Genomic DNA, 25,697 nt, shown 5'->3' with positions numbered 1-25,697 from the left:
TAAAAAAGTGGGCGATTTTTTTATTAATAGGACAAAGAAAGCTTTCAATTAAATTGTTTGTTTTGATTTGCAGCCGATAGTTCCTTTACAATAAAACTTAGAAAAAAGAGGAATTAGATGCGATTTTTCGAGTGATCGAAAAGCGAAAACTATTAATCTGTTTTTTATTCCCTCTCCTTTTAGTTCATTAGATAAAGGGTTGAGTGTACTATCAAATTTCCTGTCAGAAATCCATTTTTTAATTCGTTTATGTTCAATTAGAAAATCATTTCTATGAGCCTGTCTTCCTGAGAACAGAAGGAACCAAACATAGTAACGCTTAATAAAGTATTTTAAGTAGGCATCTGATTGACCATGTGCAGCTTCAATTAACTTATCTAATAAGAAAAGAATATCAATATCTTTATTAAAACCTTTTTGACAAGTATTTGAGATACTGTGGCCATTAAAATACCAATTATATCCGACATAATCAATTGACACTATTTTTTTGGTGTTGCTGAATACTTTTAAATTAAAGTAAACATCTTCACCAATTGGATAATCTAAGAATAAGATATTGTTGTCTATCAAAATCTGGCGATTATAAATTTTTGCCCACGGCGCAAGAATAACATATTTTCCCCAATCACAATCCCGTGGAAAATCAGAAAACATGATTTTGCTTTTGTTCACACGCTTATAACCACCGATTACCAAATCAGCATCGTTCTTGATACAATTATCAATAAATGTCTGAATGTAATCCTTCTCAATATAATCGTCGTTATCTATAAACATTATGAATTTCCCGGTCGCTACTTTTATTCCAAGATTTCTAGTTTTAGATACACCTTCATTGATTTTTGTAATAACTTTTATTCTTGAATCTTCCATTTCTTTTTCTTTTAGGATCTCTAAGCTGTTGTCAGTTGACCCATCGTTAATTAACAGTAACTCAAAGTTTCTAAACGTATTTGCAGTTATTGAATCAATGCATCGAGTCAAATGTTCTGCAGCATTATAAATAGGGACAACAATTGTGAGTGCGGTTACGGTCGACATTTTTTCACCTTTTATTCTGAAATAAGTTTCTTTTAATAAAAAATAGCACTCAGAGTAAAAAAATACAACTTACAGAATTGTCACATAACGATCAGGCAAAGGGTGAGGTAATTTAATTGATTTTAGAATTGCTCATGCAAAGAGTTGATTTTTTTATCAACAAAAATAGCCTGCTTCGGCGGGCTTGTACATAGAATCATAAAAAATAAGGAGTAGATTGATGGGACTGTTAAAGAATTAAAAGCATTGTGGAAAATGCTACTAACATTCTTACTGAAATTGAAAAATGCTCTCATACTTTAAATGAGTATGAGTTTTTTTATATTTTTAGTTTAATAATAGAATTGAACTGTGTTAATTTTACTGATATTATGTGTTAGGGAATATTCATGTACCAATATGATAAAAGGAGTACTACTATTGAAAAAAATTAACAAGTCACGTATGAGGTATTATGATATTATTGTGTATACAATTTTGTTTGTTATGATAATTCTTATAGGATACTATCCTCTGTGGAGTCAAAACTTATCTTTGGTTTGGAATATAGATGGTTTAGGACAGTATTATCCAGCTTTCATCTATACTGGAAAATACCTCCAAGAAATATTTATAGGGATTTTTAATGGACAATTAAAGTTTCCAAGTTTTGATCTTGCAATTGGTATGGGAGAAGACATAATTGGCTCCTTAAACTACTATGGTTTTGGTGATCCATTAAACATATTTGCAATTTTAGTAAATGATAGAAATGCCCCATATTTATTTTCTTTTATGATTGTATTTAGGATGTGGTTGTCAGGTTTATCACTTATAAAGTATCTATCGAACTTTAACCTTGATAAAGTAGCTGTTAATATAAGTGCTTTGGCTTATGTATTTTGTGGCTTTTCCGTAATGGGTGGAACAAGGTACGTTGAGTGGTTGTCCGTATTAATTTTTTCTCCGATGATTTTGTTAGGTGTTGAAAAGATTATTTATAATAAAAATTTTACTCTTTTTATTGTATCGGTAATGTACGCTGCCCTATGTGGTTTTTATTTTTTATTCATGATTTCAGTTGTTCTAGCTTTTTACCTCCCTATAAGACTTTTGTTTCAGAAAAAGAGTTTTAGAATAATGATTTTAGAAATAGTAAAATCTATTTTTGCTTATACTGTTGGTATACTTTTAGCGGCACCATTTTTCTTTCCGACTCTTCAAAGTTATTTTTTAAGTGAAAGAAAAAGCGAGCCAATTCAAAATATAGTTTTTAATTCAAATAATTATATTCCTAATGTTTCAATAAAATTTGATAAATTAATTAGTCTACAAGCAGTAGAACCACCAAATTTTTTGTCCGGAATTATCATACTGGAATTATTGGCAGTTGTATTATTGTTGTTTTTACCTAACAATAGAAGAAAATTACAATGTTTGATTTTCTTTGTAATTACTTTTGTCGCTTATTCATTACCAATTACTGGGTATCTATTTAATGGTTTTGGTCAGACAAATGATAGGTGGGTGTTTATTGTTCATTTATTATTGTCAGGAATTTTAGCATATGTATTGACCGAATACAGAAAGATTTTGGAGAAAGAGTTTGCTCAACATAAAAGTAAGGGCAAAAAAATAAATATTATTTTTTCTCTAACAGGATTGATGGTTTTTTTGAATATTATTATCAATTTATGGGGTGTTTATAGTAGCTATGGTTATGACTGGACAAAAGAATTTATTGCATATGAAAATTCTGAAGTTTATACCAACTCACCCGTAAACTTTTCAACTAAAGTACAAAAAGATTCTGAGTTGTATAGAGTATCAAATGATATTCTTACGGGTATAAATGGACGACCTGAAAATGTAGCAATGATTAACGATTACTATGGATTGTCTTATTGGTTTAGCGTTATTAATAATCGTTCGCAAGAAATTGTTGATCAATATAGTCAATCATCATTAAAGTGGCGCTCCTATGGTTTTGCCAGCCATAATACGATGAATACATTAAGTGGCGTCAAATACTATTTTTCAAAAGAACCTCTAGTTGATCCTACAGGGTACCAACTTATCGAAAATGTTTCTTTTAATAATCAGAACTGGTTTGTTTATAAAAATGTAAACTTTCAGAGCATTGCGTTTGTTTTAAGTGAGGGAGAACAGGGAAGATTTGCAATAAACAATCCAGAAGACAGGGAATTACTCATCAAATCAAGAAATGACGCAGATGGAAAATTGGAAGATATAGTTTATAGTGGAAACACATTTGAAATAAAAGCATCTGCTTCTTTAGGAGAAAAACTTTTGCTACTAGTTCCATATCATGAAAACTGGAATGCTTATGTAAATGGTAAAAAAGTTGATCCCAGAATTGGACCTATGAATTACATGTATGTGATCTTAGATAATGGAGAAAATAGTGTACGATTTGTTTATTCAAACCCATTTATCAAATTAGGTCTGATATCGTCAATTTTAGCTTTGGTCATGTGTATTATATTTTATATTTATTTTAAAAGAAGTTTCTAAAAAATTAATGTATAAATTTCTATGAAATTAATAATAGAGACGTCTAATTCATCTATAAATCGTAAAGTAGATAATGAAGAAAAATAAAATAGTCCGCTACGCGGGCGTTTGCATAAATCCTATTCATTTTACTTGCAGTAACTAAGTTTATCCTATAGATTAGTAGGTACGTGCAATACTCTACGAGGAGTATTAGGCGGTAATGCTTGGGGAAGTGTGCCTAGTACTCTTCGATTTTTTTATTTTAGCATTATTTCAATGTAATAGATATTATTGATTAGAAAACCGTCATAAATTGGTTGAGTTTGATTAATAAAAGATGTATCTTATACTCATACCCAAAATGTTTATTTTTCGTTTACTCTTTCGAGATCCACTCTATCATAACTAGGGTGGATTTTTTGTTGAAATAAAAACTATGTTCTTGTAGAATGGAATCATAGCCTTGACCGGGGCTATTTCATTTTATATCTTTTTTCAGGCCACTCTCCTTGAGGGTGGGTTATTTTTGAGCATAAGGTTTGAATAAATTTTAGATTGCTCATAAAATTAATTTACCATATAAAAAAACTTTTTTATCTAATTGAGCCACTCCTCCCCGAGAGTGGTTATTTTTTGTAAAAAAAGCACAGCATATTCTCATATGCCGTGAAAGAGTGACAAATAAAAATGTGAAAAAACAGTTCTCACTAAGAAAATTTATTTTGCATCAATTTTGCATTAACTCTGAAAATTGGCTTCTAAATCAATGTTTATAATGGGGGTTTTAGGCTTGTACTCTCCTTATATCAACGCTTTGGAGCGTTTAGCCTATCTTTCGAGATAGGCTTTTTTGTTTGTTGTGGGCAGAAGCGTGGGCAGAGAAGCTAACTGACTGCCGAGCTTGATCAATAACTATCTGAAAAAACCTCAGCCTATCCTCGATTTGGAAATCAACAGAAACATACGCCAATTTGCTGAACCCTTTTTTTGCTTGTGGTCCTGCAACAAACGAAAAGAATCAATCGGGCAAACGTGCTAAGGCATATTCAATTTGTTCAGAAGTAAAGCCTTCATAGGAAAGTTGGTTCGCCACACGCTCATCTGATAAGGATAAATTTTGCGAGTAGCGAATCGCTTTTTTCAATGCTTGCTCGTTCCAATCGGCATCTACCGTAGCTACGGCAAAGTCTGCGGCGCTCTCAGAAAAATCCTCATAGAGTAGTTGGCGTTTTAAGCTCGACTGAGAAAACGCATTGCTGGATAAGTATCTTTCTGCACGATTCAGTGCATTTCTTTCTTCGCGGGAAAGTTGAGGTGTATGTTGCTCGTTGTTTGCGGGTTCTTCTTGTTGCGCGCTACTTGCTTCGTTGTTGCCAGCTGTTTGTTCTCCTTGTGGTTGTTCCACGGGAGCAGCGGCATCGCCAAAGGATTCATTTTTCCCTGATTCGTTACGTAAAGAAAGGCTTAATTGCGCAGTGATGCTATCGAAAGACGCCACATCTTGGTAGAAGGACAAGCCACCATACGAAAACAAGACAATAAAAGCGGAAGCGACAATGAGAAAAACATTTCGATCTCGTTTGTTTTTTTGAGTTATCAACCCAATATAAAATAAGATAATGCCAAAAATGAAACCAATCAAACCGATAAAAAACAAACCAGCGAAAAATGTAGCCATAAGCATCCCCCCTAAGAAAACAGTTTCCTAAAGTTAATAGTACTATGTCTGGAATCAGAAAACAGATTTGTCTTTTCATGAATAGAGGAAAAGGATGATTTGACAAATGTAACGTCTATGCTATTAACAGATCATTCATATGTATTAAAGAAGTGACGCTCAAGAATTACTGGTGAAATCGCTGGTAAACGAAATGAAAGTACAGTTGTATCAGTAGGAGGGAAGAAGATGGATTTTGAAGAAAAAGATTACTTCATGCGTTACACAAAAATTGCGGCACAGGGATTGAGCAAATTTATTACGCAAGGATCTGTTGATGAAATCTTACAGCTGGATGAACAGCAAAGTGGACAGAAGCAAGAAGCGGATACTGCAAAAGACAAAAGCGAGCAAAAAAAACAAGAAAGCACCTAGCTAATTTTTTCCTTAGCGAGGTGCTTTCAGTACGAATCGGTATCCTTCATTTGGATAAACTCCTTATGCAGTTTTTTTCAATTCTTGTACAGCTTGCTCGATCGTAATTCCAGTCGCAAAATGATTCGCATCTTTTTTATCGAAAACGATAAATAAATTCAATTTGGTATCCAGAGTTACACGATATTGTAGATCTGTGTTATAGAATGTCATAGTCATTCTCCTTTCTTAAATCTTGTCATTGAAAGGCAACGGTTAGTTGATAACGAAATTCCATAGTTAGAATAACACTTTTTTTCACAATAGTCCAATAAAACTATCAAGCGAACAAATCTGACTGATCCTTTTCAGGAAATCAATGCCTGAGAATGGCAGCAAAAGAAGTTTCCTGGAGTCAGTAAATTCGGGAAAAGTATCTTTGTATATTTTCAGAAAAATAGAATTCATAAAAAATTTCTTAAGAATTTTGAGGATAGCTATTTTCTTAGATAACAAATTTGTAAGATTGAGAGTATGAGATGATTGGAAACCTTGATATCATAAGGTTTGTCTCCAAATTATGTTTTGTGCAAAAATATATTGATTGTATTTTTTTGAAAAAGAGATCGTATCTCTTGAATTCTATGGTATGATTTACTTTAGAAAAATGAAAATGGATTATGAAAACGGATGTGAAAATATGTGCGGAATTGTCGGCTTTGTCAATTCGAAAGACCAAAAAGAAATCATTATTGAACGCATGATGGACCGGATCGTTCATCGCGGACCAAACAGTTCAGGAAAATTTACCGACGACCAAGTAGCGTTAGGGTTTCGTCGTTTATCGATCATCGACTTAGAAGGTGGCTCACAACCGATTTTTAACGAGGATCGAACAAAAGTCATTATTTTTAATGGGGAAATCTATAACTTTCAAGTGTTGCGGGAAGAATTGATCCAAGCGGGTCATGTTTTTTCTACCCATGCGGATACCGAAGTAGTCTTACATGGCTATGAGGAGTGGGGCATTGATGTTTTGCAGCGCCTGCGGGGAATGTTTGCTTTTGCCATCTGGGATACTCAAAAACAAGAGCTTTTCGGCGCACGAGATCACTTTGGCATCAAACCATATTACTATGCGCAAATGAATGGCAGTTTTATGTTTGGTTCTGAAATCAAGAGCTTTTTGCCTCATCCAGATTTCAAGAAAGAGTTGAACCAAGAGGCGTTGAAACCTTATTTGACGTTTCAATACTCGCCTTTGAACGGAGAAACCTTCTTTAAAGGCGTTCATCGTTTGCAAGAAGGGCATTATTATTTGTTTAATGAACAGGGATTGACGATCAAGCAGTATTGGGATGCAGATTTTTCAGTGAAAGAAAATCATTCAAGAGAAGAATGGGTCGACAAAATCGATCAAGCAGTCCAAGAATCAATTGCCGCTCATCAAATCAGTGATGTTGAAGTCGGCTCATTTTTATCCAGTGGTGTCGATTCAAGTTACGTAGCTTCTGTCTTGCGACCAGATCGCTCGTTTTCAATCGGGTTCGATGACAAAACCTACAACGAAGCGATCGAAGCCCGCAAATTGACGGAAAAACTCGGTTTGAACAACACAGCAGCGGTCATCGATGGTGAAATGTCCTTTGAGGCATTCCCGTTGATTCAGTATCACTTGGACGAACCAGATTCTAACCCTAGCTGTGTCCCTTTGTACTTTTTAGCCAATCTGGCAGCACAGCAAGTGCGAGTCGTTCAATCTGGGGAAGGGGCAGATGAATTATTTGCCGGTTATGCTGCTTATGGCTTCCACACAAACTCTAAAGCGGTGCGCGTTTTTGCCCAAGGATTGAAAAAATTGCCACAAAACATCCGCTTTCGTTTGGGACGTCAAATCGGCAAAATGAAAAACTTCCATGGTCGAATCCATCTTTATGAAGCAACGGCACCTGCCCAAGACTTCTTTATCGGGCAAGCACTGGTCTTTGAAGAAGAGGAAGCACTGCAGCTTTTAAAACCAACGTATCAAAAAGGACCCTCTGTTGCTGAAATCGTTGCGCCTCATTACGAGAAAGTCAATGGTCTCAAAGACGAGGTCAATAAGATGCAATATTTAGATCTTCATCAGTGGATGCCGAAGGATATCTTGTTAAAAGCAGACAAAATGTCCATGGCGAGTTCCTTGGAATTACGTGTTCCTTTATTGGATATCGAGATGCAGAAGTTGTCGCAAACGATCCCGACGAAATATTTGATCAATCAAAACAACACCAAAGATGTGTTTCGACAAGCGTCAAACCGTCATTTGCCAAAAGAGTGGGCAAACCGTGAAAAACTCGGCTTTCCTGTACCTATCAAGGCATGGCTGAAAGAAGGAACAGGGTATGAAGCAGTCAAGAGCCTTTTTGAGTCAGACTTTGCGGCAACCTTCTTCGATCAAACAGCAATTTTACAAATGCTTGAAGACCATCGCCAAGGAAAACCGAATCTTCAGCGAAAAATCTGGACGATCTTTACGTTCTTGACCTGGTATAAAGTATTCTTTATTGATGAATCGATTCCAGAAGCCAAAGAAATCGTTTATGAAACACTTTGATTTGAATATGGAAGCAAAAAAAAAGCTGATGCGGACATCCCGCATCGGCTTTTTTTATAGACCTAAATATTTTTCCAAGTAATCGACCATGCCATCTTCCGCATTGGTTTTGTCGGTAACATCATTGGCGATCGATTTTAATTGTTGCGTGCCATTCGCCATAGCAACGCCCCAACCCGCATAATCCAGCATCTCCAAATCGTTGTGTTCATCACCAAAAGCGATGATATCTTGTCGATCCAAAGACAAAGAATCCGCGATCACCGAAAGACCAAGTGCTTTATGGACCCCTTTTGGTACGATCTCTAAGATAGCTTGAGGTCCGCCCCATGTTCGAACATCGACCGCATCGTCGAATTGATCCTTGATACGTAAAGAAACAGATTCTGCTAATTCATTTTCGGTTTTCACCAGTAATGAAGTGGGGTCCGTTTTTAAATTTGCTAATAGATTTTTTTCGGAAGCATTGCCCGAAAAGAAAAAGTGCTGATCAAATCCACTTAGGTCATCAATAAAAAAGGTTTCGCGATTTTCTGCTGCCACAAACGTCAGCCCCAACTGCTCTTTTTGCGCTATGAGCTCAAACGCAATTTCTCGAGAGATCGAGTGCTCCATTTCATTTGCCCAGACTTGTCGAGGTTTATGGACCAACCCGCCGTTAAAATTGACCATTGGTGTTGTGAGCGCCAATTCTTTATAGAACTGATCGCTCATACGAAAAGGTCTTCCTGTAGCGATGGTAACAAAGTGTCCCGCTTTGGTGGCGCGAACCAGTACCTCACGTGTGCGAGGGGAAAGTTGGGATTCAGTATTTAAGGTTGTGCCATCTAAATCAATGGCGATGATTTTTGGTTTCAAAAGACTCGCTCCATTCTCTTATGGTAGTGGCTTAAGTGTAACATATTTCTGTCATTTCACAATACAAGTAAGTTTTCGATAAGTTTTCATAATATTTACAAAGCAAAACACGAACATTAAACGTTTTTGGTTCGTTTTATTCGGAAAAAGGTTTGAAAAGCGAAAATTATTCCCTTATAATTTGTAATTGTTCGATGAAAAGCGCAATTATTCATTTTTTCTTTTCATAGAAACGATTAAAGTTCAGGAGTGAAACATAACATGGAAAAGTTTTTCAAATTAAAGGAGAATAAAACGACGGTTTCAACAGAAGTGATGGCCGGGGTCACCACCTTCTTCGCGATGAGTTATATTTTGTTTGTAAATCCGACGATTTTATCTGCTGCAGGCATGCCGTTTCAAGCTGTTTTCTTAGCAACGATCATCGCTTCAGTGATTGGGACCCTGATCATGGGCTTATTTGCAAATGTACCTTATGCGCAAGCGCCTGGAATGGGACTTAATGCATTCTTCACCTTTACCGTTGTTTTTGGTTTGGGCTATACGTGGCAGCAAGGATTAGCAATGGTTTTCATCTGCGGCCTGATCAACATTTTTATCACGGTCACTCGAATCAGAAAACTGATCATTCACGCCATTCCTGAAAGCATGCAGCATGCAATCGGCGGCGGAATCGGGATCTTTGTGGCTTATGTAGGGATCAAAAATGCCAACTTGCTAAACTTCAGTGCAGACACTGCCGCAGTGACTGGTTCAGTTGTCGACGGTGAGACGATCGTGAGTGCCAATTTTAATGGTGGGATCGTCCCAGCTTTGGCGAATTTCAATAATGCACCTGTTTTGTTAGCAGTGATTGGTTTAGTAGTGACTACTTTATTAGTGGTGAAAAATGTTAGTGGGGCAATTATTTTTGGTATTTTAGGAACGACGATCATCGGTATTTTGATGGGTGTAGTGGATTTAAGTGCCATTGATTGGCACGGGAATTCATTAGGAAGTTCCATCAGCGAACTAGGCATCACATTTGGCGCTGCGTTTGGCCCTGAAGGAATGGGCTCACTATTCAGTGATTCTGCCAAAATCCCTCAAGTAATCATGACGATTTTAGCGTTTAGTTTATCAGATGTCTTTGATACGATCGGTACCTTTATCGGAACAGGACGTCGTACAGGGATCTTTTCGAAAAAAGATGAAGAAGCGGTTGAAAACAGTAATGGGTTGAACACAAAGATGGATAAGGCTCTTTTTGCAGATGCCGTAGCCACTTCTGTAGGTGCCATCGTAGGGACCTCAAATACAACGACTTATGTGGAATCAGCAGCTGGTATCGGTGCTGGTGGACGCACGGGCTTGACTTCTGTTGTAGTGGCAGCACTCTTTGCAATCAGCAGTATCTTTTCTCCACTGATCTCAATCGTTCCCGCACAAGCGACAGCACCAGCGTTGATCTTAGTTGGGGTAATGATGATGGCTTCGTTTGCAGACATCAAGTGGACCGATCTAGAAGAAGCAGTTCCCGCTTTCTTCGCGTCTATTTTTATGGGCTTGTCTTACAGTATTTCCAACGGGATCGCTGTTGGTTTCATTTTCTACGCATTAGTGAAAGTAGTGAAAGGAAAAGCCAACGAAGTGTCTCCGATCATCTGGGTCGTCAATGCGTTGTTTATCCTAAACTTTGTCATTTTGGCTTTGATCAGTTAAGTTTAATGAAGAAAATCTTTCTGTATTTTAGATGCAGAAAGATTTTTTATTTGATTATTACTCACGATACGGTATAGTATTTGTGAAAGAAGGTTTGTAAATGAAGATTGATTGGAAACGAAATCTACTGATTTCATGGGTAGGTTGTTTTTTTACGGGTGCCAGTTTTAGTCTTGTCATGCCATTCATTCCCTTATATATAGAAGAGTTAGGCGCTCCAGAGAGTCAAATTGAGTTGTTTTCTGGATTAGCAATCTCAGTAACGGCGTTTGCGGCGGCTATCATTGCTCCAGTATGGGGAAATCTAGCAGATCAAAAAGGTCGTCGTTTAATGATGATTCGCGCGGCTGCGGGGATGACAGTGACGATGGGTTCATTGGCTTTTGTACCGAATGTCTATTGGTTGTTGATCATGCGATTCTTTACCGGAATTTTATCGGGGTATATTCCCAATGCGACTGCATTGATTGCTTCGCAGGCGCCTCGAGAAAAAAGCGGTTGGGCGCTTGGGACATTGGCTACAGGAGCCATCGCAGGGAATTTGATCGGTCCATCGATGGGTGGAGCGTTGGCGCAATGGTTCGGTATGAAAAATGTTTTTATCATTACTGGTGTTGTGCTGCTGATCACGCTCTTGCTTACGATTTTTCTCGTTCAAGAAGATTTTGAGCCGGTTGAAAAGGGCGATTTGCTGTCCATCAAAGAAATTTTTGGTCAAATCAAAAATATGCAGCTGCTCGTCGGTTTGTTTATTACGTCACTGATTTTACAGCTAGGTGTAACGAGTATTAGTCCGATCCTTACGTTGTATATTCGTGATCTAAGCGGGAATAGCGGCAATATTTTGTTTGTCAGCGGATTGATCGTCTCTGTTGCCGGTGTTTCAGCAATCATCTCTTCGCCATTTTTAGGCAAAATCGGTGATCGTTACGGCAATCACAAGGTATTGTTAGGCGGTTTATTGCTGTCATTTTTCTGTTTCATTCCGATGGGCTTTGTCTCCACACCGTTTCAGTTGGGCGTGCTGCGCTTCTTGCTTGGTTTTTCTACTGGTGCGTTGATGCCGTCGATCAATACACTGATCAGCAAGATCACCCCGATGGAAGGGGTCAGCCGCATCTACAGCTACAACCAAATGTTCTCTAACTTTGGGCAAGTGTTAGGTCCGATGGTCGGCTCAACGGTGGCAGCCGGTTTTGGTTATCCCGCCGTCTTTTGGGTAACTAGCGGGTTTGTACTGATCAATATTTTTATCTCAGGATTTAATTTCCGTAAAAGCTTGCGTAAAACGGACATCAGTGAATAGTTGAAAAGAAAAAAAAACCAGTTACAATAAAGGTAACTGGTTTTTTTTTAATGGCTTGTCTTTTCAGGCGCTGGTGCGATAATACCAACAAGAATGATCACCACACCTGTGACCAAAGAGATGATTGAAGTTAATTGAAAATCATAAGTTGCTCCAGCAAGTGAGCTGCCTAGATAGCCAACGACTTGACCTAATACAAAAGTCCAAAATAAAGTGACTAGGTAACGCATGACGACACCTCTTTTCTGCGTATCTTCCATTTCGACTTTAGTTTATCACAAAAATATTTATTGTAAAGATTTTCACTTTTTCATTTTGTTTTTCAAATCTAATTACTAGCAGAAAGAAAGAGAATTTTCATTTTTGGAGGGATTTCAATGTATTCACAGCTCACCACCTTAAGCGCCTATTCGTTGCTGCAAAGTACGATCAAAATTCCTCACTATATAGAGCAAGCCAAAAAGATGGGCTATCAGACGTTGGGGCTGACCGATCATAATGTTCTCTATGGCGCGGTCGAGTTTTATCAGCAATGCCTAGCACAGGGCATCAAGCCGATTTTTGGCGCTTTGTTCGACTGTACCTTCGGGGAGGGATCAATGTCCTTTCCATTGTACGTATTTGCAAAAAACCTCAAGGGCTATCAAACCTTGATGCGTTTATCAAGTGAAAAAATGATCACCGAGCAGTTGAATTTGGCTGCTTGTGATTCTTTGCAGGACCTCTTTGGTTTGCTGCCTGAAGGCGAGGGATTTCTGCCTTCTCAGCACGATGATCTAGAAGCCAATCAAGAAGCACTGCGAGCAATCAGCCATAAATTTGATTCTGAGAGCTTGTTTTTAGGTATTACTAGCAAAGGGGTAGATCCAGAAACGATCGCTTGGTTTAACGAGCAAAACATTGCACCATGTGCGTATCAACCAATCGCGGCTTTAGCACAAGAAGAAGCCTTTGCAGTCAAAGTGATGACCCATATCAAAGAGGGCTCGCAAATTGAAGACTTTCGTCAGGCAAAAGAGCAAGGGACTGCGCAGCTTTTTCTACAACCGGCAGACCAACTGACCGCGGCATTTGGTGAAGCGTCGCAGGCATTGATGAATAATCAGCGGATTGCAGCTGAATGCGCCGTCGAGCTGCCACTGCATCAGCGGCTATTGCCTCATTACCCGCTACCAGCCGAAGAAAGCGCTGCGGACTATTTGCGGAAAATTTGTTTTGAGCGTCTGCCTCAGCGTGTTGATCACGTTACATCGGCGTACGAACAGCGTTTGGATTATGAGTTGTCTGTCATCCATAAGATGGGCTTTGATGATTACTTCTTGATTATTTGGGACGTCATGGACTTTGCCCACCAACAAGAAATTGTTACCGGAGCTGGACGGGGATCGGCTGCCGGAGCATTGGTGGCGTATGTTTTATCAATCACCGACGTGGATCCCATCAAATATGATCTTTTGTTTGAACGATTCTTGAATCCAGAACGTTACACGATGCCTGATATTGATTTAGACATTCCTGACAATCGCAGAGACGAGATTTTACAGTATGTGCGCCAAAAATACGGACAAGAATATATGGCACAGATCGCCACGTTTGGCACCATGGCGGCCAAAATGGTTCTGCGAGATGTTTCTCGTGTCTTTGGTCTTTCGCAAAGTGAAGCCAATCGCTGGTCAAAAGCCATCCCCAATGCCTTGAAAATGACCTTAGATCTTGCTTATGAGCAATCCAATCAGCTGCGAGAGTTGGTGTCGTTTAATGAGCGAAACCAAGTAATGTTTCAAGTCGCCAAAATTTTAGAAGGCTTGCCACGTCACGTATCGACTCATGCCGCTGGTGTGGTGATCAGTGACAAGAATTTGCTTGATCTGGTTCCCTTACAAGAAGGCAGCGATGGGATCTGGTTGACCCAATTTACCATGAATGACGTAGAAGCCATCGGCCTATTGAAGATGGACTTTTTAGGCTTGAGAAACTTATCGATCATTGATAATACCTTGAAAGGCATTAAACGAATCAGCCAACAAATTGTTACCCAAAAGGAGGTTCCTCTTGATGATCCAGCAACATTGCGCTTGTTTCAAAAAGGTGAGACCGCAGGGATCTTCCAATTTGAATCAGCGGGGATACGCAATGTGCTGCGTAAGTTAGGACCAGAAAGCATCGAGGATATTGCCGCAGTCAATGCCTTGTATCGTCCAGGACCGATGCAAAATATCGATACCTTTATTAAGCGGAAAAAAGGACAAGAGCGTGTCTCTTATCCAGATGACAGTTTGATTCCGATTTTGCAAAACACTTACGGAATCATTGTCTACCAAGAGCAGATCATGCAGGTAGCTTCCAAAATGGCTGGTTTCAGCTTAGGACAAGCAGATATTTTGCGTCGAGCAATCAGTAAAAAGAAAAAAGACGTCTTGGATGAGGAACGTCGTCATTTTGTGCAAGGAGCCTTAGCCAATCAGTACGATGAAAAGACCGCCAATTTGGTCTATGACTATATCGAGCGGTTCGCCAATTATGGGTTTAATCGATCCCATGCGTTTGCCTATTCCTTTATCGGCTTTCAAATGGCCTATCTGAAGGTACACTATCCCGCACCATTTTTTGCTTCGATCCTACACTCGGTACGCAACACCGCCAGCAAAATGAAAGAATATTTAAATGAAGCCGCACGTTATGGCGTAGAAGTACTGCCGCCTTCGATCAATGCCAGTGGGTTTAGTTTTCAACTGCAAAATGAAAAACAAATTCGTTTTGGTTTCAGCAGTATCAAAGGAATCCGACGCGACATGATCCAAGACATTTTGGCAGAAAGAAAAGAGCATGGTAATTTCACGTCTATGGATCAATTTTTGCTTCGCTTAAATCAGCGTAACAGCAAATGGTTAAAATTGGATTATTTATTACCGCTTTTGAGCATCGGCGTATTCGATGTGATCGCCCCCAATCGAAAACAAGCATTGATCCAGCTAGAAGGAAAGATCCAAAACATTACTTATAGTGGCGGCAGTTTGGATCTCTTAGAAACTATGGCACTAAAAGAAGAAGCCGTTGCTGATTACAAACTGGAAGAAAAACTGGCTTTGGAAGAAGAATACTTAGGTGTTTATTTGTCTGGCCATCCCGTGGAACAGTTTCATAAATTGCACCAGTTAAAACAAATCACCGACATTGCCGATCTGGTTCCGAATGAACGGGTGCGTATCCTTTTATATGTGCGCAAGATTCGAGAGATTCGAACGAAAAAGGGCGAACAAATGGCGTTTGTCGAAGGAACGGATGCCAGCAAAGAAGTGTCAGTAACGATTTTTCCCATCGTTTATCGACAAGTACGTTTCTTGATTGAAGAAAATGCTGTTCTTTATATCGAAGGAAAGGTCGAGGTAAGTCGTTACAATGGTGAAATCCAACTCATTGCTGATAAAATAGACTTAGCAGAAAACGTTCAAAATAAAATTGCGTCACAAACTTGTTACTTAAAGATTTCTGCTGAAGCTGAAACGTCGCACCTGCAAGCATTGTCGAAGGAAATGAAGCAGCATCACGGAAATATTCCAGTGGTGATGTTCTATGAAAGCAGTGGCAAAAAAGTGTTATTAGCAGAAGAAAACTGGGTGACGGATGAGCCGAACTTTGTCAAACAACTGATCGCATTATTAGGAAATGGAAATGTAATTTTCAAGTAATTTTCCGAAAACGGTAATTCAACTTACACTTTTTTCAACTTTTTCCCACTATTTCAAGACATTTTCATGGAATAATGGTAGAATATGTCTCGTGGTTATTACTTGAAAACTAGCAAACAGGGGCTTCCCTAAACAAAATCTTTTGATGAGGTGAAAGAATAATGAAACGCATTGGAATTCTAACCAGTGGCGGCGATGCACCAGGAATGAACGCAGCGATTCGCGCAGTTGTCAGAAAGGGTATTTTTGACGGACTTGAAGTATACGGAATCAACTATGGCTATGCCGGACTAGTCGCAGGCGACATTCGTCGCTTAGATGTTGCTGATGTTGGTGACAAAATTCAACGTGGTGGAACATTCTTATATTCAGCACGTTATCCAGAATTTGCGACACAAGAAGGACAATTAAAAGGAATCGAACAATTAAAGAAATTTGGCATCGAAGGGCTAGTCGTGATTGGGGGAGATGGATCTTATCATGGTGCGATGGCACTTACTCGTCACGGTTTCCCAGCGATCGGGATTCCAGGAACGATCGATAATGACATTCCAGGAACAGATTTCACGATTGGTTTTGATACAGCCATCAATACTGTCTTGGAATCGATTGACCGGATCCGTGATACAGCGACATCACATGTCCGCACATTCGTGATCGAAGTAATGGGTCGTGGTGCTGGCGATATCGCTTTATGGTCAGGTGTGGCCGGTGGTGCGGATGAAATCATCATCCCAGAACATGATTTTGACATGCAAGTTGTTGCTGATCGTATCCGTGAAGGACGCGACCGCGGGAAAAAACATTGCTTGATCGTTTTAGCCGAAGGTGTGATGGGCGGAAATGATTTTGCTGACAAACTTTCTGAATACGGCGATTTCCATACCCGTGTATCAATTCTAGGACATGTTGTCCGTGGTGGTTCACCAAGCGCTCGTGACCGTGTGTTAGCAAGTAAATTTGGTTCATATGCCGTTGAATTATTGCAACAAGGCAAAGGCGGTCTATGTATCGGTATCGAAAACAATGAAATGATTGCTTCTGATATCATCGATACCCTTGAAAACAATCGTCACAAACCAGATCTTAGCTTGTATAACTTGAACAAAGAAATCTCATTCTAAAGAGATTTTTAAAGCAACGCAACAGTAATTTTGTAAAAAAAGCTTATTAGCTATTTTAAATAAATGAATAGGAGCGTTTAGTAATGAAAAAAACAAAGATCGTAAGTACATTAGGACCAGCAAGTAACAGTGTGGAAATTATTTCTCAACTGATTGAAGCCGGTGCGAATGTCTTCCGCTTTAACTTCTCTCATGGAGATCATGAAGAACAATTAGCGCGTATGACAATGGTTCGTGAAGCCGTAAAGAAAACTGGTAAAGATGTCGGTATCCTTTTAGATACAAAAGGTGCTGAAATCCGTACAACTGTACAAAATACGACAGAAGCAGACTTTGGTCGTGCTGGATACATCCAATTCAACGTTGGCGATGAAACACGTATTTCAATGGATCCAGAACACAAAGGAACAAAAGAAAAAATTGCTGTAACTTATCCTGGTTTATTTGAAGATGTTCATGTGGGCGGACACATCTTGTTTGATGATGGCTTGATCGACATGGAAATCAAAGAAAAAGACGAAGCAACCCGTGAATTAGTGGTTGTCGTTAAAAATGCTGGAATGTTAGGATCACGTAAAGGGGTCAATGCTCCTGGCGTATCAATCAGCTTACCTGGTATTACTGAAAAAGATGCAGAAGATATCCGTTTTGGTCTTGATAACGATATCGACTTCATTGCCGCTTCATTTGTACGTAAAGCGCAAGACGTTTTAGAAATTCGTGAAATTTTAGAAGAAAAAGACATGACTCACGTGCAAATCTTCTCTAAAATCGAATCACAAGAAGGTATCGATAATATCGATGAAATCATCAAAGTTTCTGATGGTATCATGGTTGCCCGTGGTGACATGGGTGTTGAGATCCCTGCTGAAGAAGTACCAATGGTTCAAAAGAGCATCATCAAAAAATGTAACGCTGCTGGTAAATCAGTTATCACAGCAACACAAATGTTAGAATCAATGCAACAAAACCCACGTCCAACTCGTGCAGAAGCTTCTGACGTTGCCAATGCTGTCTTTGACGGTACTGATGCAACAATGCTTTCTGGTGAGTCAGCAAACGGTGACTACCCTGTTGAAGCAGTAGCAACAATGGCACGTATCGACGTGGAAGCAGAAAAAGCTTTATCAGAAAACAGCACTTTCCAAATCAACCAATTTGATAAAACAGATGTAACGGAAACAATCGGTTTATCTGTTGCTCGTGCAGCGAAAAACTTAGGGGTTAAAACAATCGTTGCTGCCACTGAATCTGGCTACACTGCAAAAATGATCTCTAAATATCGTCCAGATGCTGACATTTTAGCTGTCACATTTGACGAACGCACAAAACGCGGCTTGATGCTTAACTGGGGTGTGTACCCAACCGTTGCTGAAAAACCATCAACAACTGATGAAATGTTTGAATTAGCAGCAAAACAAGCAGTTGATTTAGGCTTTGCTAAAGAAGGCGATCTAATCTTGATCACAGCCGGTGTTCCTGTTGGTGAACGCGGAACAACCAACGTAATGAAGATCCAATTGATCGGATCAAAATTGCTTGAAGCGCAAGGAATTGGTGAAAAATCAGTTGTTGCCAATGCCGTGATCGCTCACAGTGCCGAAGAAGCAATTGCGAAAGCAAAAGATGGCATGATTTTAGTTGTACCAACAACAGATAAAGAATATATGCCAGCAATCGAAAAAGCAGCAGCTTTAGTTGTTGAAGATGGCGGCTTGACTTCTCATGCAGCAGTTGTCGGAATCGCGAAAGATCTACCAGTGATCGTTGGTGCCAAAGACGCAACAACAACCATCAAAGATGGCGAATTGGTTACTCTTGATTCTCGTCGCGGTATCGTTTATCGTGGAGAAACAACAGCGATCTAATGATTTTTAACGATTGATCAAGCAACAGGCAAGTGCACGTTGTGCGCTTCCTGTTGTTTTTTTGAGAGTGTCGAAATCCCTTGAGAAAAGGCATTAAAATGACACGATCAAAAATGAAAAAGGTGTCAAGAAAATTTCATTGACAAAGCCTCAGAAGCCCTGTATAATTGCTTTTGTTGCTTAGGGGTGATAAAAATGAAATGGTCTTTATTGGAATTAAAAAAATACCAAGAGACACCGCTGATGTTTGAAGAAACACTTGACCTAAAAAGTCAACTGATAAAACGCGATGGACAGATCATTGATTTGTCTCCTGTAAAAGTAAAAGGGCTGATGAGTGTTGATAAGCAAGGATACTTGCTGCACTATCAAGTGGAAACGACGATGACATTACCATCTACTCGTTCTTTGACACCTGTAGCGATTCCTTTTGATTTTTCAGTGGATGAACAATTCATGACACCAGAGCAATTTCAGCGTCGCGATGAAACGATCGTCGAAGAAGAGGTTTTGATCATTGAAGGTCAAACCATCAGCTTAGATGAATCAGTCGCTGATAACCTATTACTTGCGATTCCATTGCAAGTCCTGACAGAAGAAGAAAAGCAAGGTTCAGCAATGCCATCTGGCAACGATTGGGCTGTTTTGTCAGAAGAAGACTTTGCAAATCAAAAAGAAGCGCAAGCTCAACAAGTTGATCCTCGTCTTGCAAAATTATCCGAATTATTCAATGAATCAGATGACGATAACGCGTAGGATTGGAATAAATTGCAGCCTCAAGGTTGCGTTCATTAACAAGGAGGTGTAGCAAAATGGCAGTACCAGCTAGAAAAACTTCGAAAGCGAAGAAAGCAAAACGTCGTACACATTACAAATTGACAATCAACGGTTTGAACGAATGTGCAAACTGTGGTGAAATGAAAAAAAGCCACCATGTCTGCTCTAACTGTGGTCATTACGATGGCAAAGACGTAGCAACAAAAGAAGCATAATTCCTTTTTTTCAGAAAGAGGATTCTAAAACCTTAGGCTAACCATGGAGCCTGAGGTTTTTTTGTTTTTTTTGGAAAAGATGGAACTTTTCAGAAATATTTTTTGTCCATCGAAAGAGAATAGTTCAAAAGCAGGTACATTTGCGCTATAATGAAAAAGATAATTGAATCTTAGGAGGATGAAAGATGACAAAACAACAAATCGGCGTTGTCGGTATGGCTGTTATGGGCAAAAACTTAGCGTTGAACATCGAAAGTCGCGGTTATTCAGTTGCCTTATTTAACCGTACTGGTTCAAAGACAGAAGAAGTAGTAAAAGAACATCCAGATAAAAATTTTAAAGCAACTTATACGATAGAAGAATTTGTCCAATCAATTGAAAAACCACGTCGTATTTTATTAATGGTAAAAGCAGGATTTGCGACGGATGCTACGATCCAAGAACTATTGCCTCATCTAGACAAAGGCGATATTTTGATCGATGGCGGAAATACCTTCTTTAAAGATACCGTTCGTCGTAACGAAGAGTTGGCAAACTCAGGAATCAACTTTATCGGTACGGGTGTTTCTGGTGGGGAAGAAGGCGCCTTGAAAGGTCCTTCGATCATGCCTGGTGGTCAAAAAGAAGCATATGAATTGGTTGCACCGATCTTGGAACAAATTTCAGCAAAAGCTGAAGATGGTACACCTTGTGTAACTTATATTGGACCAAATGGTGCAGGCCATTACGTAAAAATGGTTCATAACGGGATCGAGTATGGCGACATGCAGCTGATTGCGGAGTCTTATGACTTGATGCAAAACATTTTAGGTCTATCTGTTGATGAAATGGCTGATATCTTTGCCGAATGGAACAAAGGTGAATTGGATAGCTACCTAATTGAGATCACAGCGGATATCTTGACACGTAAAGATGATCAAGGAACAGGCAAACCGATCGTTGATGTGATCTTAGATGCTGCAGGCAATAAAGGAACTGGAAAATGGACAAGCCAAAGTGCCTTAGACCTAGGTGTTCCATTGCCATTGATCACTGAATCTGTTTTTGCTCGCTATATCTCAGCATACAAAGAAGAACGGGTCAATGCCAGCAAAGTATTACCGAAACCAGAAGCGGTTGCTTTTGAAGGAAATAAAGAAGAATTTATCAATAAGATCCGTGAAGCCTTATACTTCAGTAAAATCATGAGCTATGCACAAGGTTTCGCGCAATTACGTACAGCATCAAAAGAGTACGATTGGGATCTTCCTTTTGGTGAGATTGCCAAAATTTGGCGTGCAGGCTGTATCATCCGTGCGCAATTTTTACAAAAAATCACGGATGCTTATGACAAGAACGCTGACATCGAAAACTTATTATTAGATGATTACTTCAAAGACATCACCAAACGCTATCAATCTTCTGTACGTGAAGTAGTTGCGCTAGCTGTCCAAGCGGGTGTCCCTGTGCCGACGTTCTCTTCTGCGATCGCGTACTTTGATTCGTATCGTTCTGATCGTTTGCCAGCGAACTTGATCCAAGCACAACGGGATTACTTCGGCGCGCATACGTATGAACGGACAGATAAAGAGGGAATTTTCCATTATTCATGGTATGACGAAGCGTAAGCTTCAAGAGAATTCAAAAGAGAAAGGCCGAAAGTGAGAACTTTCGGTCAATCTCTTTTTTATTTTTTAGATACATGATAAAATAAGACAGATAATGTCTATTTTAAAGGCAGAATAATCAATAAAGGGGCTATCAATAATGAGTAATATTCTAATCATTGAAGATGAAAAGAACTTAGCTCGATTTGTGGAATTAGAATTGAAGCATGAAGGGTATAATACCGAAGTTCATTACAACGGACGGACGGGACTGGATGCTGCGCTGAATAATGAATGGGATGCAATCTTATTGGATCTAATGCTTCCAGAGCTAAATGGGTTAGAAGTTTGCCGCCGTGTGCGTCAATCGAAGAACACCCCGATCATCATGATGACCGCGAGAGATTCTGTGATTGATCGAGTATCAGGTTTGGATCATGGTGCTGATGATTATATTGTGAAGCCTTTTGCAATTGAAGAATTGCTGGCACGCTTACGTGCGTTGCTTCGCCGTATCGATATCGAAGGGGACAAAAACGTCGCAAAACAAACCACGATCACTTACCGCGATCTAACGATTGAAAAAGAAAACCGTGTCGTTCGACGTGGAACAGATGTCATTGAACTAACAAAACGCGAATATGAGCTATTGTTGACTTTAATGGAAAACGTCAATGTCGTTTTAGCCAGAGATGTTTTATTAAACAAAGTCTGGGGCTATGAGACAGAAGTTGAAACCAACGTTGTCGATGTTTACATCCGCTACTTACGGAATAAAATTGATGTACCAGGGGAGGAAAGCTATATCCAAACCGTTCGTGGTACAGGTTATGTGATGCGGTCGTGAACCTTAAAAAAAGAATGAAAAAATTAAAAGAACTGAAGGGGCCTTCTTTAACTGTAAAGTGGGCCTTCGCAAGTTCTTTCTTTATATTCGTCGTATTTACGATCTTTGCTGTGATCACCTATAAAACATCGGTGAATTTGATCGTCGCTAAAGAAGAAAACAATGTGGAGCGGACGATGTCAGAGGTCGCTTCTCGTTTAGCCAATTCGGATCAAGAACTAACATTGGTTCGAACATATCGTAATTTAACCAAAAATGATGCGGGGACGACGAGCATTTATGATCGCACTTCAACGATCGATGGCAACTTAATGAAAATCGATTCCTTTATTTCGGAATTAGGCCAAGCGCCGTTGAGCTTGTTTGTTTATAATTTGAATGAGGATCTTGTGTTTAAAACCCATGAAAATGATTTAGCACTGATCGACACGCAGCGCAAGGCGCCAACCATCGTAACGCTGGATGGTATCACAGGTTTTCTCTCGATCCAGCCCATCTATTCAAAAGGCACCAGAGAGCGGATTGGCTATGCACAAACATTTTATGAATTGACTTCTTTTTACGAAATACGCAGCAAACTGCTGCTGACTTTGATTATCTTAGAAGTCGTTTCTCTGATTCTTAGTAGTGTGCTTGGGTTCTTTTTATCAGCGTATTTCCTTCAGCCGTTAAAGGTCTTGCGAGATACGATGGAAACTGTTCGGAAAAACCCACAGTCAACGGTGCATATGCCAGAATTAAATACGAACGATGAACTGTCTGATTTAGCAGATATATTTAATGAGATGTTGGATCGCATGCGCCTGTACATTGAGCAGCAAGAGCGATTCGTCGAAGACGTTTCTCATGAGTTGCGAACACCTGTGGCGATCATTGAAGGACATATGAATCTGTTGCAGCGTTGGGGAAAAGACGATCCAGAAATTTTGGATGAGTCTCTGGCAGCCAGTATGCAAGAGATCAGTCGGATGAAGACGCTAGTACAGGAAATGTTGGATCTCTCAAGAGCGGAACAAGTGGATGTTCATTATGCAAATGAAACAACCAATGCAAAAGAAGTTGTCTATCAAGTCTTCAATAACTTTAAAATACTGTATCCAGATTTTGTTTTTACATTGGATGATGATTTATATCATGAGTTGAAGCTGAAAATCTATCGCAATCATTTTGAACAGATCATTATTATTGTCTTGGATAACGCAGTGAAATATTCCACTGATCGAAAAGAAGTGCATCTATCCATTTCGTTGGATCGGCAATCCTTTGAAATTGCCATTCAAGACTTTGGTGAGGGAATCTCCAAAGAAGACCTCGACAAGATCTTTAATCGTTTCTATCGGGTAGATAAAGCCCGTGCTAGAACCAAAGGCGGAAATGGGCTAGGGCTATCTATTGCGAAACAGTTATTGGAAAGCTATAAAGGAAAAATTTCAGCAGAGAGTGTCATCGGTCAAGGAACGATCTTTCGAATCTATATACCGATCGTCCAATCAGAAGATCGGACGAAAAGAGAACGTTAGGCGAAAAGCTTAAGTTCTCTTTTTTTATCCATTAATGATAGATTTAGCCGCAAAATACTTCTTATAAACGAACGTTCGAATCGTTTGACAATGAATAATTCGCTTATAAAAATAGTTGCCCAAAAGCCTATTTTTTTAGTTGATTTTTCCTTTAAGAATTGCTATATTATTACTTGTCCTTGTTAAGACATTTGTAACAAACACTGATTGATCTTTTTTGAAATTAGTTGTTGACGAAACATTTTACAAGTGTTATTATAACAAAGTCGAAAAAATATCATCTCTGAAAAACCTAATAAATCAAAAAAAACTTTTCAAAAAAGTGTTTGACATATAACGGTTGAGATGGTAAGATAAAAAAGTCGCTGAGGTTAAGAAAGAAGTTAAATAACAACTTCTTGAAAAAACTTTTAAAAAAGAGTTGACAAACAAACGTCGCTCTGATATGATATAAAAGTTGCTAACACAGCACGGTAGACCTTTGAAAACTGAACAAAGCAAGCAAACGAACCAATGTGTAGGACGTTTCAATTTATTGAAACAAATACATGCAAGCAATAGCTAGCAAAGTTAATTTTTATGAGCTTAATGACCGTATGGTCATTCAAACAAATCATTATGAGAGTTTGATCCTGGCTCAGGACGAACGCTGGCGGCGTGCCTAATACATGCAAGTCGAACGCTTTTTCTTTCACCGGAGCTTGCTCCACCGAAAGAAAAAGAGTGGCGAACGGGTGAGTAACACGTGGGTAACCTGCCCATCAGAAGGGGATAACACTTGGAAACAGGTGCTAATACCGTATAACACTATTTTCCGCATGGAAGAAAGTTGAAAGGCGCTTTTGCGTCACTGATGGATGGACCCGCGGTGCATTAGCTAGTTGGTGAGGTAACGGCTCACCAAGGCAACGATGCATAGCCGACCTGAGAGGGTGATCGGCCACACTGGGACTGAGACACGGCCCAGACTCCTACGGGAGGCAGCAGTAGGGAATCTTCGGCAATGGACGAAAGTCTGACCGAGCAACGCCGCGTGAGTGAAGAAGGTTTTCGGATCGTAAAACTCTGTTGTTAGAGAAGAACAAGGATGAGAGTAAAATGTTCATCCCTTGACGGTATCTAACCAGAAAGCCACGGCTAACTACGTGCCAGCAGCCGCGGTAATACGTAGGTGGCAAGCGTTGTCCGGATTTATTGGGCGTAAAGCGAGCGCAGGCGGTTTCTTAAGTCTGATGTGAAAGCCCCCGGCTCAACCGGGGAGGGTCATTGGAAACTGGGAGACTTGAGTGCAGAAGAGGAGAGTGGAATTCCATGTGTAGCGGTGAAATGCGTAGATATATGGAGGAACACCAGTGGCGAAGGCGGCTCTCTGGTCTGTAACTGACGCTGAGGCTCGAAAGCGTGGGGAGCGAACAGGATTAGATACCCTGGTAGTCCACGCCGTAAACGATGAGTGCTAAGTGTTGGAGGGTTTCCGCCCTTCAGTGCTGCAGCAAACGCATTAAGCACTCCGCCTGGGGAGTACGACCGCAAGGTTGAAACTCAAAGGAATTGACGGGGGCCCGCACAAGCGGTGGAGCATGTGGTTTAATTCGAAGCAACGCGAAGAACCTTACCAGGTCTTGACATCCTTTGACCACTCTAGAGATAGAGCTTCCCCTTCGGGGGCAAAGTGACAGGTGGTGCATGGTTGTCGTCAGCTCGTGTCGTGAGATGTTGGGTTAAGTCCCGCAACGAGCGCAACCCTTATTGTTAGTTGCCATCATTTAGTTGGGCACTCTAGCGAGACTGCCGGTGACAAACCGGAGGAAGGTGGGGATGACGTCAAATCATCATGCCCCTTATGACCTGGGCTACACACGTGCTACAATGGGAAGTACAACGAGTTGCGAAGTCGCGAGGCTAAGCTAATCTCTTAAAGCTTCTCTCAGTTCGGATTGTAGGCTGCAACTCGCCTACATGAAGCCGGAATCGCTAGTAATCGCGGATCAGCACGCCG

At 39.8% G+C, this 25,697-nt stretch carries 18 protein-coding genes and 1 rRNA gene (1 of these 19 only partly in view); 14 read left to right on the top strand and 5 right to left on the bottom strand.

The features are described 5' to 3' along the window. Nucleotides 1-48: 48 nt before the first annotated feature. Nucleotides 49-1,044 carry a glycosyltransferase gene (locus tag A5878_RS11825; RefSeq protein ID WP_060792512.1) on the bottom strand — a complete coding sequence of 332 codons (996 nt, stop codon included), beginning with the start codon at nucleotides 1,042-1,044 and terminating at the stop codon, nucleotides 49-51. Between the two features lie 420 nt (nucleotides 1,045-1,464). On the opposite strand from A5878_RS11825, the gene A5878_RS11820 reads away from it, so the two are divergent. Next, on the top strand, nucleotides 1,465-3,558 hold the full coding sequence (locus A5878_RS11820) for a YfhO family protein (protein WP_228077429.1): 2,094 nt from the start codon (nucleotides 1,465-1,467) through the stop codon (nucleotides 3,556-3,558). A gap of 1,000 nt (nucleotides 3,559-4,558) precedes the next feature. Here the strand turns inward: A5878_RS11820 and A5878_RS11815 are convergent. Then, the gene (locus A5878_RS11815; RefSeq protein WP_086295602.1) at nucleotides 4,559-5,218 is read right to left on the bottom strand and encodes an Ltp family lipoprotein; all 660 of its coding nucleotides are present in this window, start codon (nucleotides 5,216-5,218) and stop codon (nucleotides 4,559-4,561) included. Between the two features lie 228 nt (nucleotides 5,219-5,446). On the opposite strand from A5878_RS11815, the gene A5878_RS11810 reads away from it, so the two are divergent. Continuing rightward, nucleotides 5,447-5,632, top strand: coding sequence for a hypothetical protein (locus tag A5878_RS11810; RefSeq protein ID WP_060792510.1), 186 nt, complete (start codon nucleotides 5,447-5,449; stop codon nucleotides 5,630-5,632). Nucleotides 5,633-5,695: 63 nt separating this feature from the next. On the opposite strand, the gene A5878_RS17525 is transcribed toward A5878_RS11810, so the two are convergent. Continuing rightward, complete coding sequence (locus tag A5878_RS17525) at nucleotides 5,696-5,845, bottom strand: hypothetical protein (RefSeq protein ID WP_005229155.1); 150 nt, start codon at nucleotides 5,843-5,845, stop codon at nucleotides 5,696-5,698. 466 nt (nucleotides 5,846-6,311) lie between these two features. Between A5878_RS17525 and asnB the strand changes: the two genes are divergently transcribed. Continuing rightward, entirely contained in the window at nucleotides 6,312-8,207 is a 1,896-nt protein-coding gene (asnB, locus tag A5878_RS11805; RefSeq protein ID WP_010749664.1) for an asparagine synthase (glutamine-hydrolyzing), read from the top strand. Between the two features lie 54 nt (nucleotides 8,208-8,261). Here the strand turns inward: asnB and A5878_RS11800 are convergent, their stop codons facing one another. After that, nucleotides 8,262-9,065, bottom strand: a complete 804-nt coding sequence (locus A5878_RS11800) for a Cof-type HAD-IIB family hydrolase (protein WP_086295600.1) — start codon at nucleotides 9,063-9,065, stop codon at nucleotides 8,262-8,264. 261 nt (nucleotides 9,066-9,326) lie between these two features. Here A5878_RS11800 and A5878_RS11795 point away from each other — a divergent pair, with 261 nt between their 5' ends. Further along, complete coding sequence (locus A5878_RS11795; protein WP_060792509.1) at nucleotides 9,327-10,766, top strand: NCS2 family permease; 1,440 nt, start codon at nucleotides 9,327-9,329, stop codon at nucleotides 10,764-10,766. Between the two features lie 100 nt (nucleotides 10,767-10,866). Then, a complete protein-coding gene (locus A5878_RS11790) occupies nucleotides 10,867-12,072 on the top strand; it encodes a multidrug efflux MFS transporter (RefSeq protein ID WP_005231893.1) in 1,206 nt (401 codons plus the stop codon). Between the two features lie 47 nt (nucleotides 12,073-12,119). On the opposite strand, the gene A5878_RS11785 is transcribed toward A5878_RS11790, so the two are convergent. After that, the gene (locus tag A5878_RS11785) at nucleotides 12,120-12,302 is read right to left on the bottom strand and encodes a YjzD family protein (RefSeq protein WP_008377814.1); all 183 of its coding nucleotides are present in this window, start codon (nucleotides 12,300-12,302) and stop codon (nucleotides 12,120-12,122) included. A gap of 147 nt (nucleotides 12,303-12,449) precedes the next feature. Between A5878_RS11785 and dnaE the strand changes: the two genes are divergently transcribed. From dnaE to A5878_RS11740, 9 genes are all read left to right on the top strand, one after another. Beyond that, complete coding sequence (dnaE, locus tag A5878_RS11780; RefSeq protein WP_086295599.1) at nucleotides 12,450-15,761, top strand: DNA polymerase III subunit alpha; 3,312 nt, start codon at nucleotides 12,450-12,452, stop codon at nucleotides 15,759-15,761. Nucleotides 15,762-15,922: 161 nt separating this feature from the next. Next, the gene (pfkA, locus tag A5878_RS11775; protein WP_005229169.1) at nucleotides 15,923-16,885 is read left to right on the top strand and encodes a 6-phosphofructokinase; all 963 of its coding nucleotides are present in this window, start codon (nucleotides 15,923-15,925) and stop codon (nucleotides 16,883-16,885) included. A gap of 83 nt (nucleotides 16,886-16,968) precedes the next feature. Continuing rightward, nucleotides 16,969-18,753: a pyruvate kinase gene (pyk, locus tag A5878_RS11770; RefSeq protein ID WP_005229179.1), complete on the top strand. Its 1,785-nt coding sequence runs from the start codon at nucleotides 16,969-16,971 to the stop codon at nucleotides 18,751-18,753. 195 nt (nucleotides 18,754-18,948) lie between these two features. Next, on the top strand, nucleotides 18,949-19,509 hold the full coding sequence (locus tag A5878_RS11765) for a DUF177 domain-containing protein (protein WP_010749661.1): 561 nt from the start codon (nucleotides 18,949-18,951) through the stop codon (nucleotides 19,507-19,509). A gap of 56 nt (nucleotides 19,510-19,565) precedes the next feature. Then, the gene (gene rpmF / locus A5878_RS11760) at nucleotides 19,566-19,745 is read left to right on the top strand and encodes a 50S ribosomal protein L32 (RefSeq protein WP_005229191.1); all 180 of its coding nucleotides are present in this window, start codon (nucleotides 19,566-19,568) and stop codon (nucleotides 19,743-19,745) included. Between the two features lie 185 nt (nucleotides 19,746-19,930). Then, nucleotides 19,931-21,352 carry an NADP-dependent phosphogluconate dehydrogenase gene (gene gndA, locus A5878_RS11755; RefSeq protein ID WP_005229192.1) on the top strand — a complete coding sequence of 474 codons (1,422 nt, stop codon included), beginning with the start codon at nucleotides 19,931-19,933 and terminating at the stop codon, nucleotides 21,350-21,352. A 139-nt stretch (nucleotides 21,353-21,491) separates the two neighbouring features. Further along, the gene (locus A5878_RS11750) at nucleotides 21,492-22,178 is read left to right on the top strand and encodes a response regulator transcription factor (protein WP_005229193.1); all 687 of its coding nucleotides are present in this window, start codon (nucleotides 21,492-21,494) and stop codon (nucleotides 22,176-22,178) included. A gap of 14 nt (nucleotides 22,179-22,192) precedes the next feature. After that, nucleotides 22,193-23,698, top strand: a complete 1,506-nt coding sequence (locus A5878_RS11745; protein WP_034696083.1) for a HAMP domain-containing histidine kinase — start codon at nucleotides 22,193-22,195, stop codon at nucleotides 23,696-23,698. Nucleotides 23,699-24,312: 614 nt separating this feature from the next. Then, nucleotides 24,313-25,697 (top strand): 16S ribosomal RNA (locus A5878_RS11740); it runs 174 nt beyond the window's last position.

It is taken from the genome of Enterococcus sp. 3G6_DIV0642, assembly GCF_002140635.1.
Lineage (GTDB): Bacteria > Bacillota > Bacilli > Lactobacillales > Enterococcaceae > Enterococcus_D > Enterococcus_D casseliflavus.
Note: the sequence above shows the minus strand (reverse complement) of the source record. Positions and strands in the feature narration are given on the sequence as shown.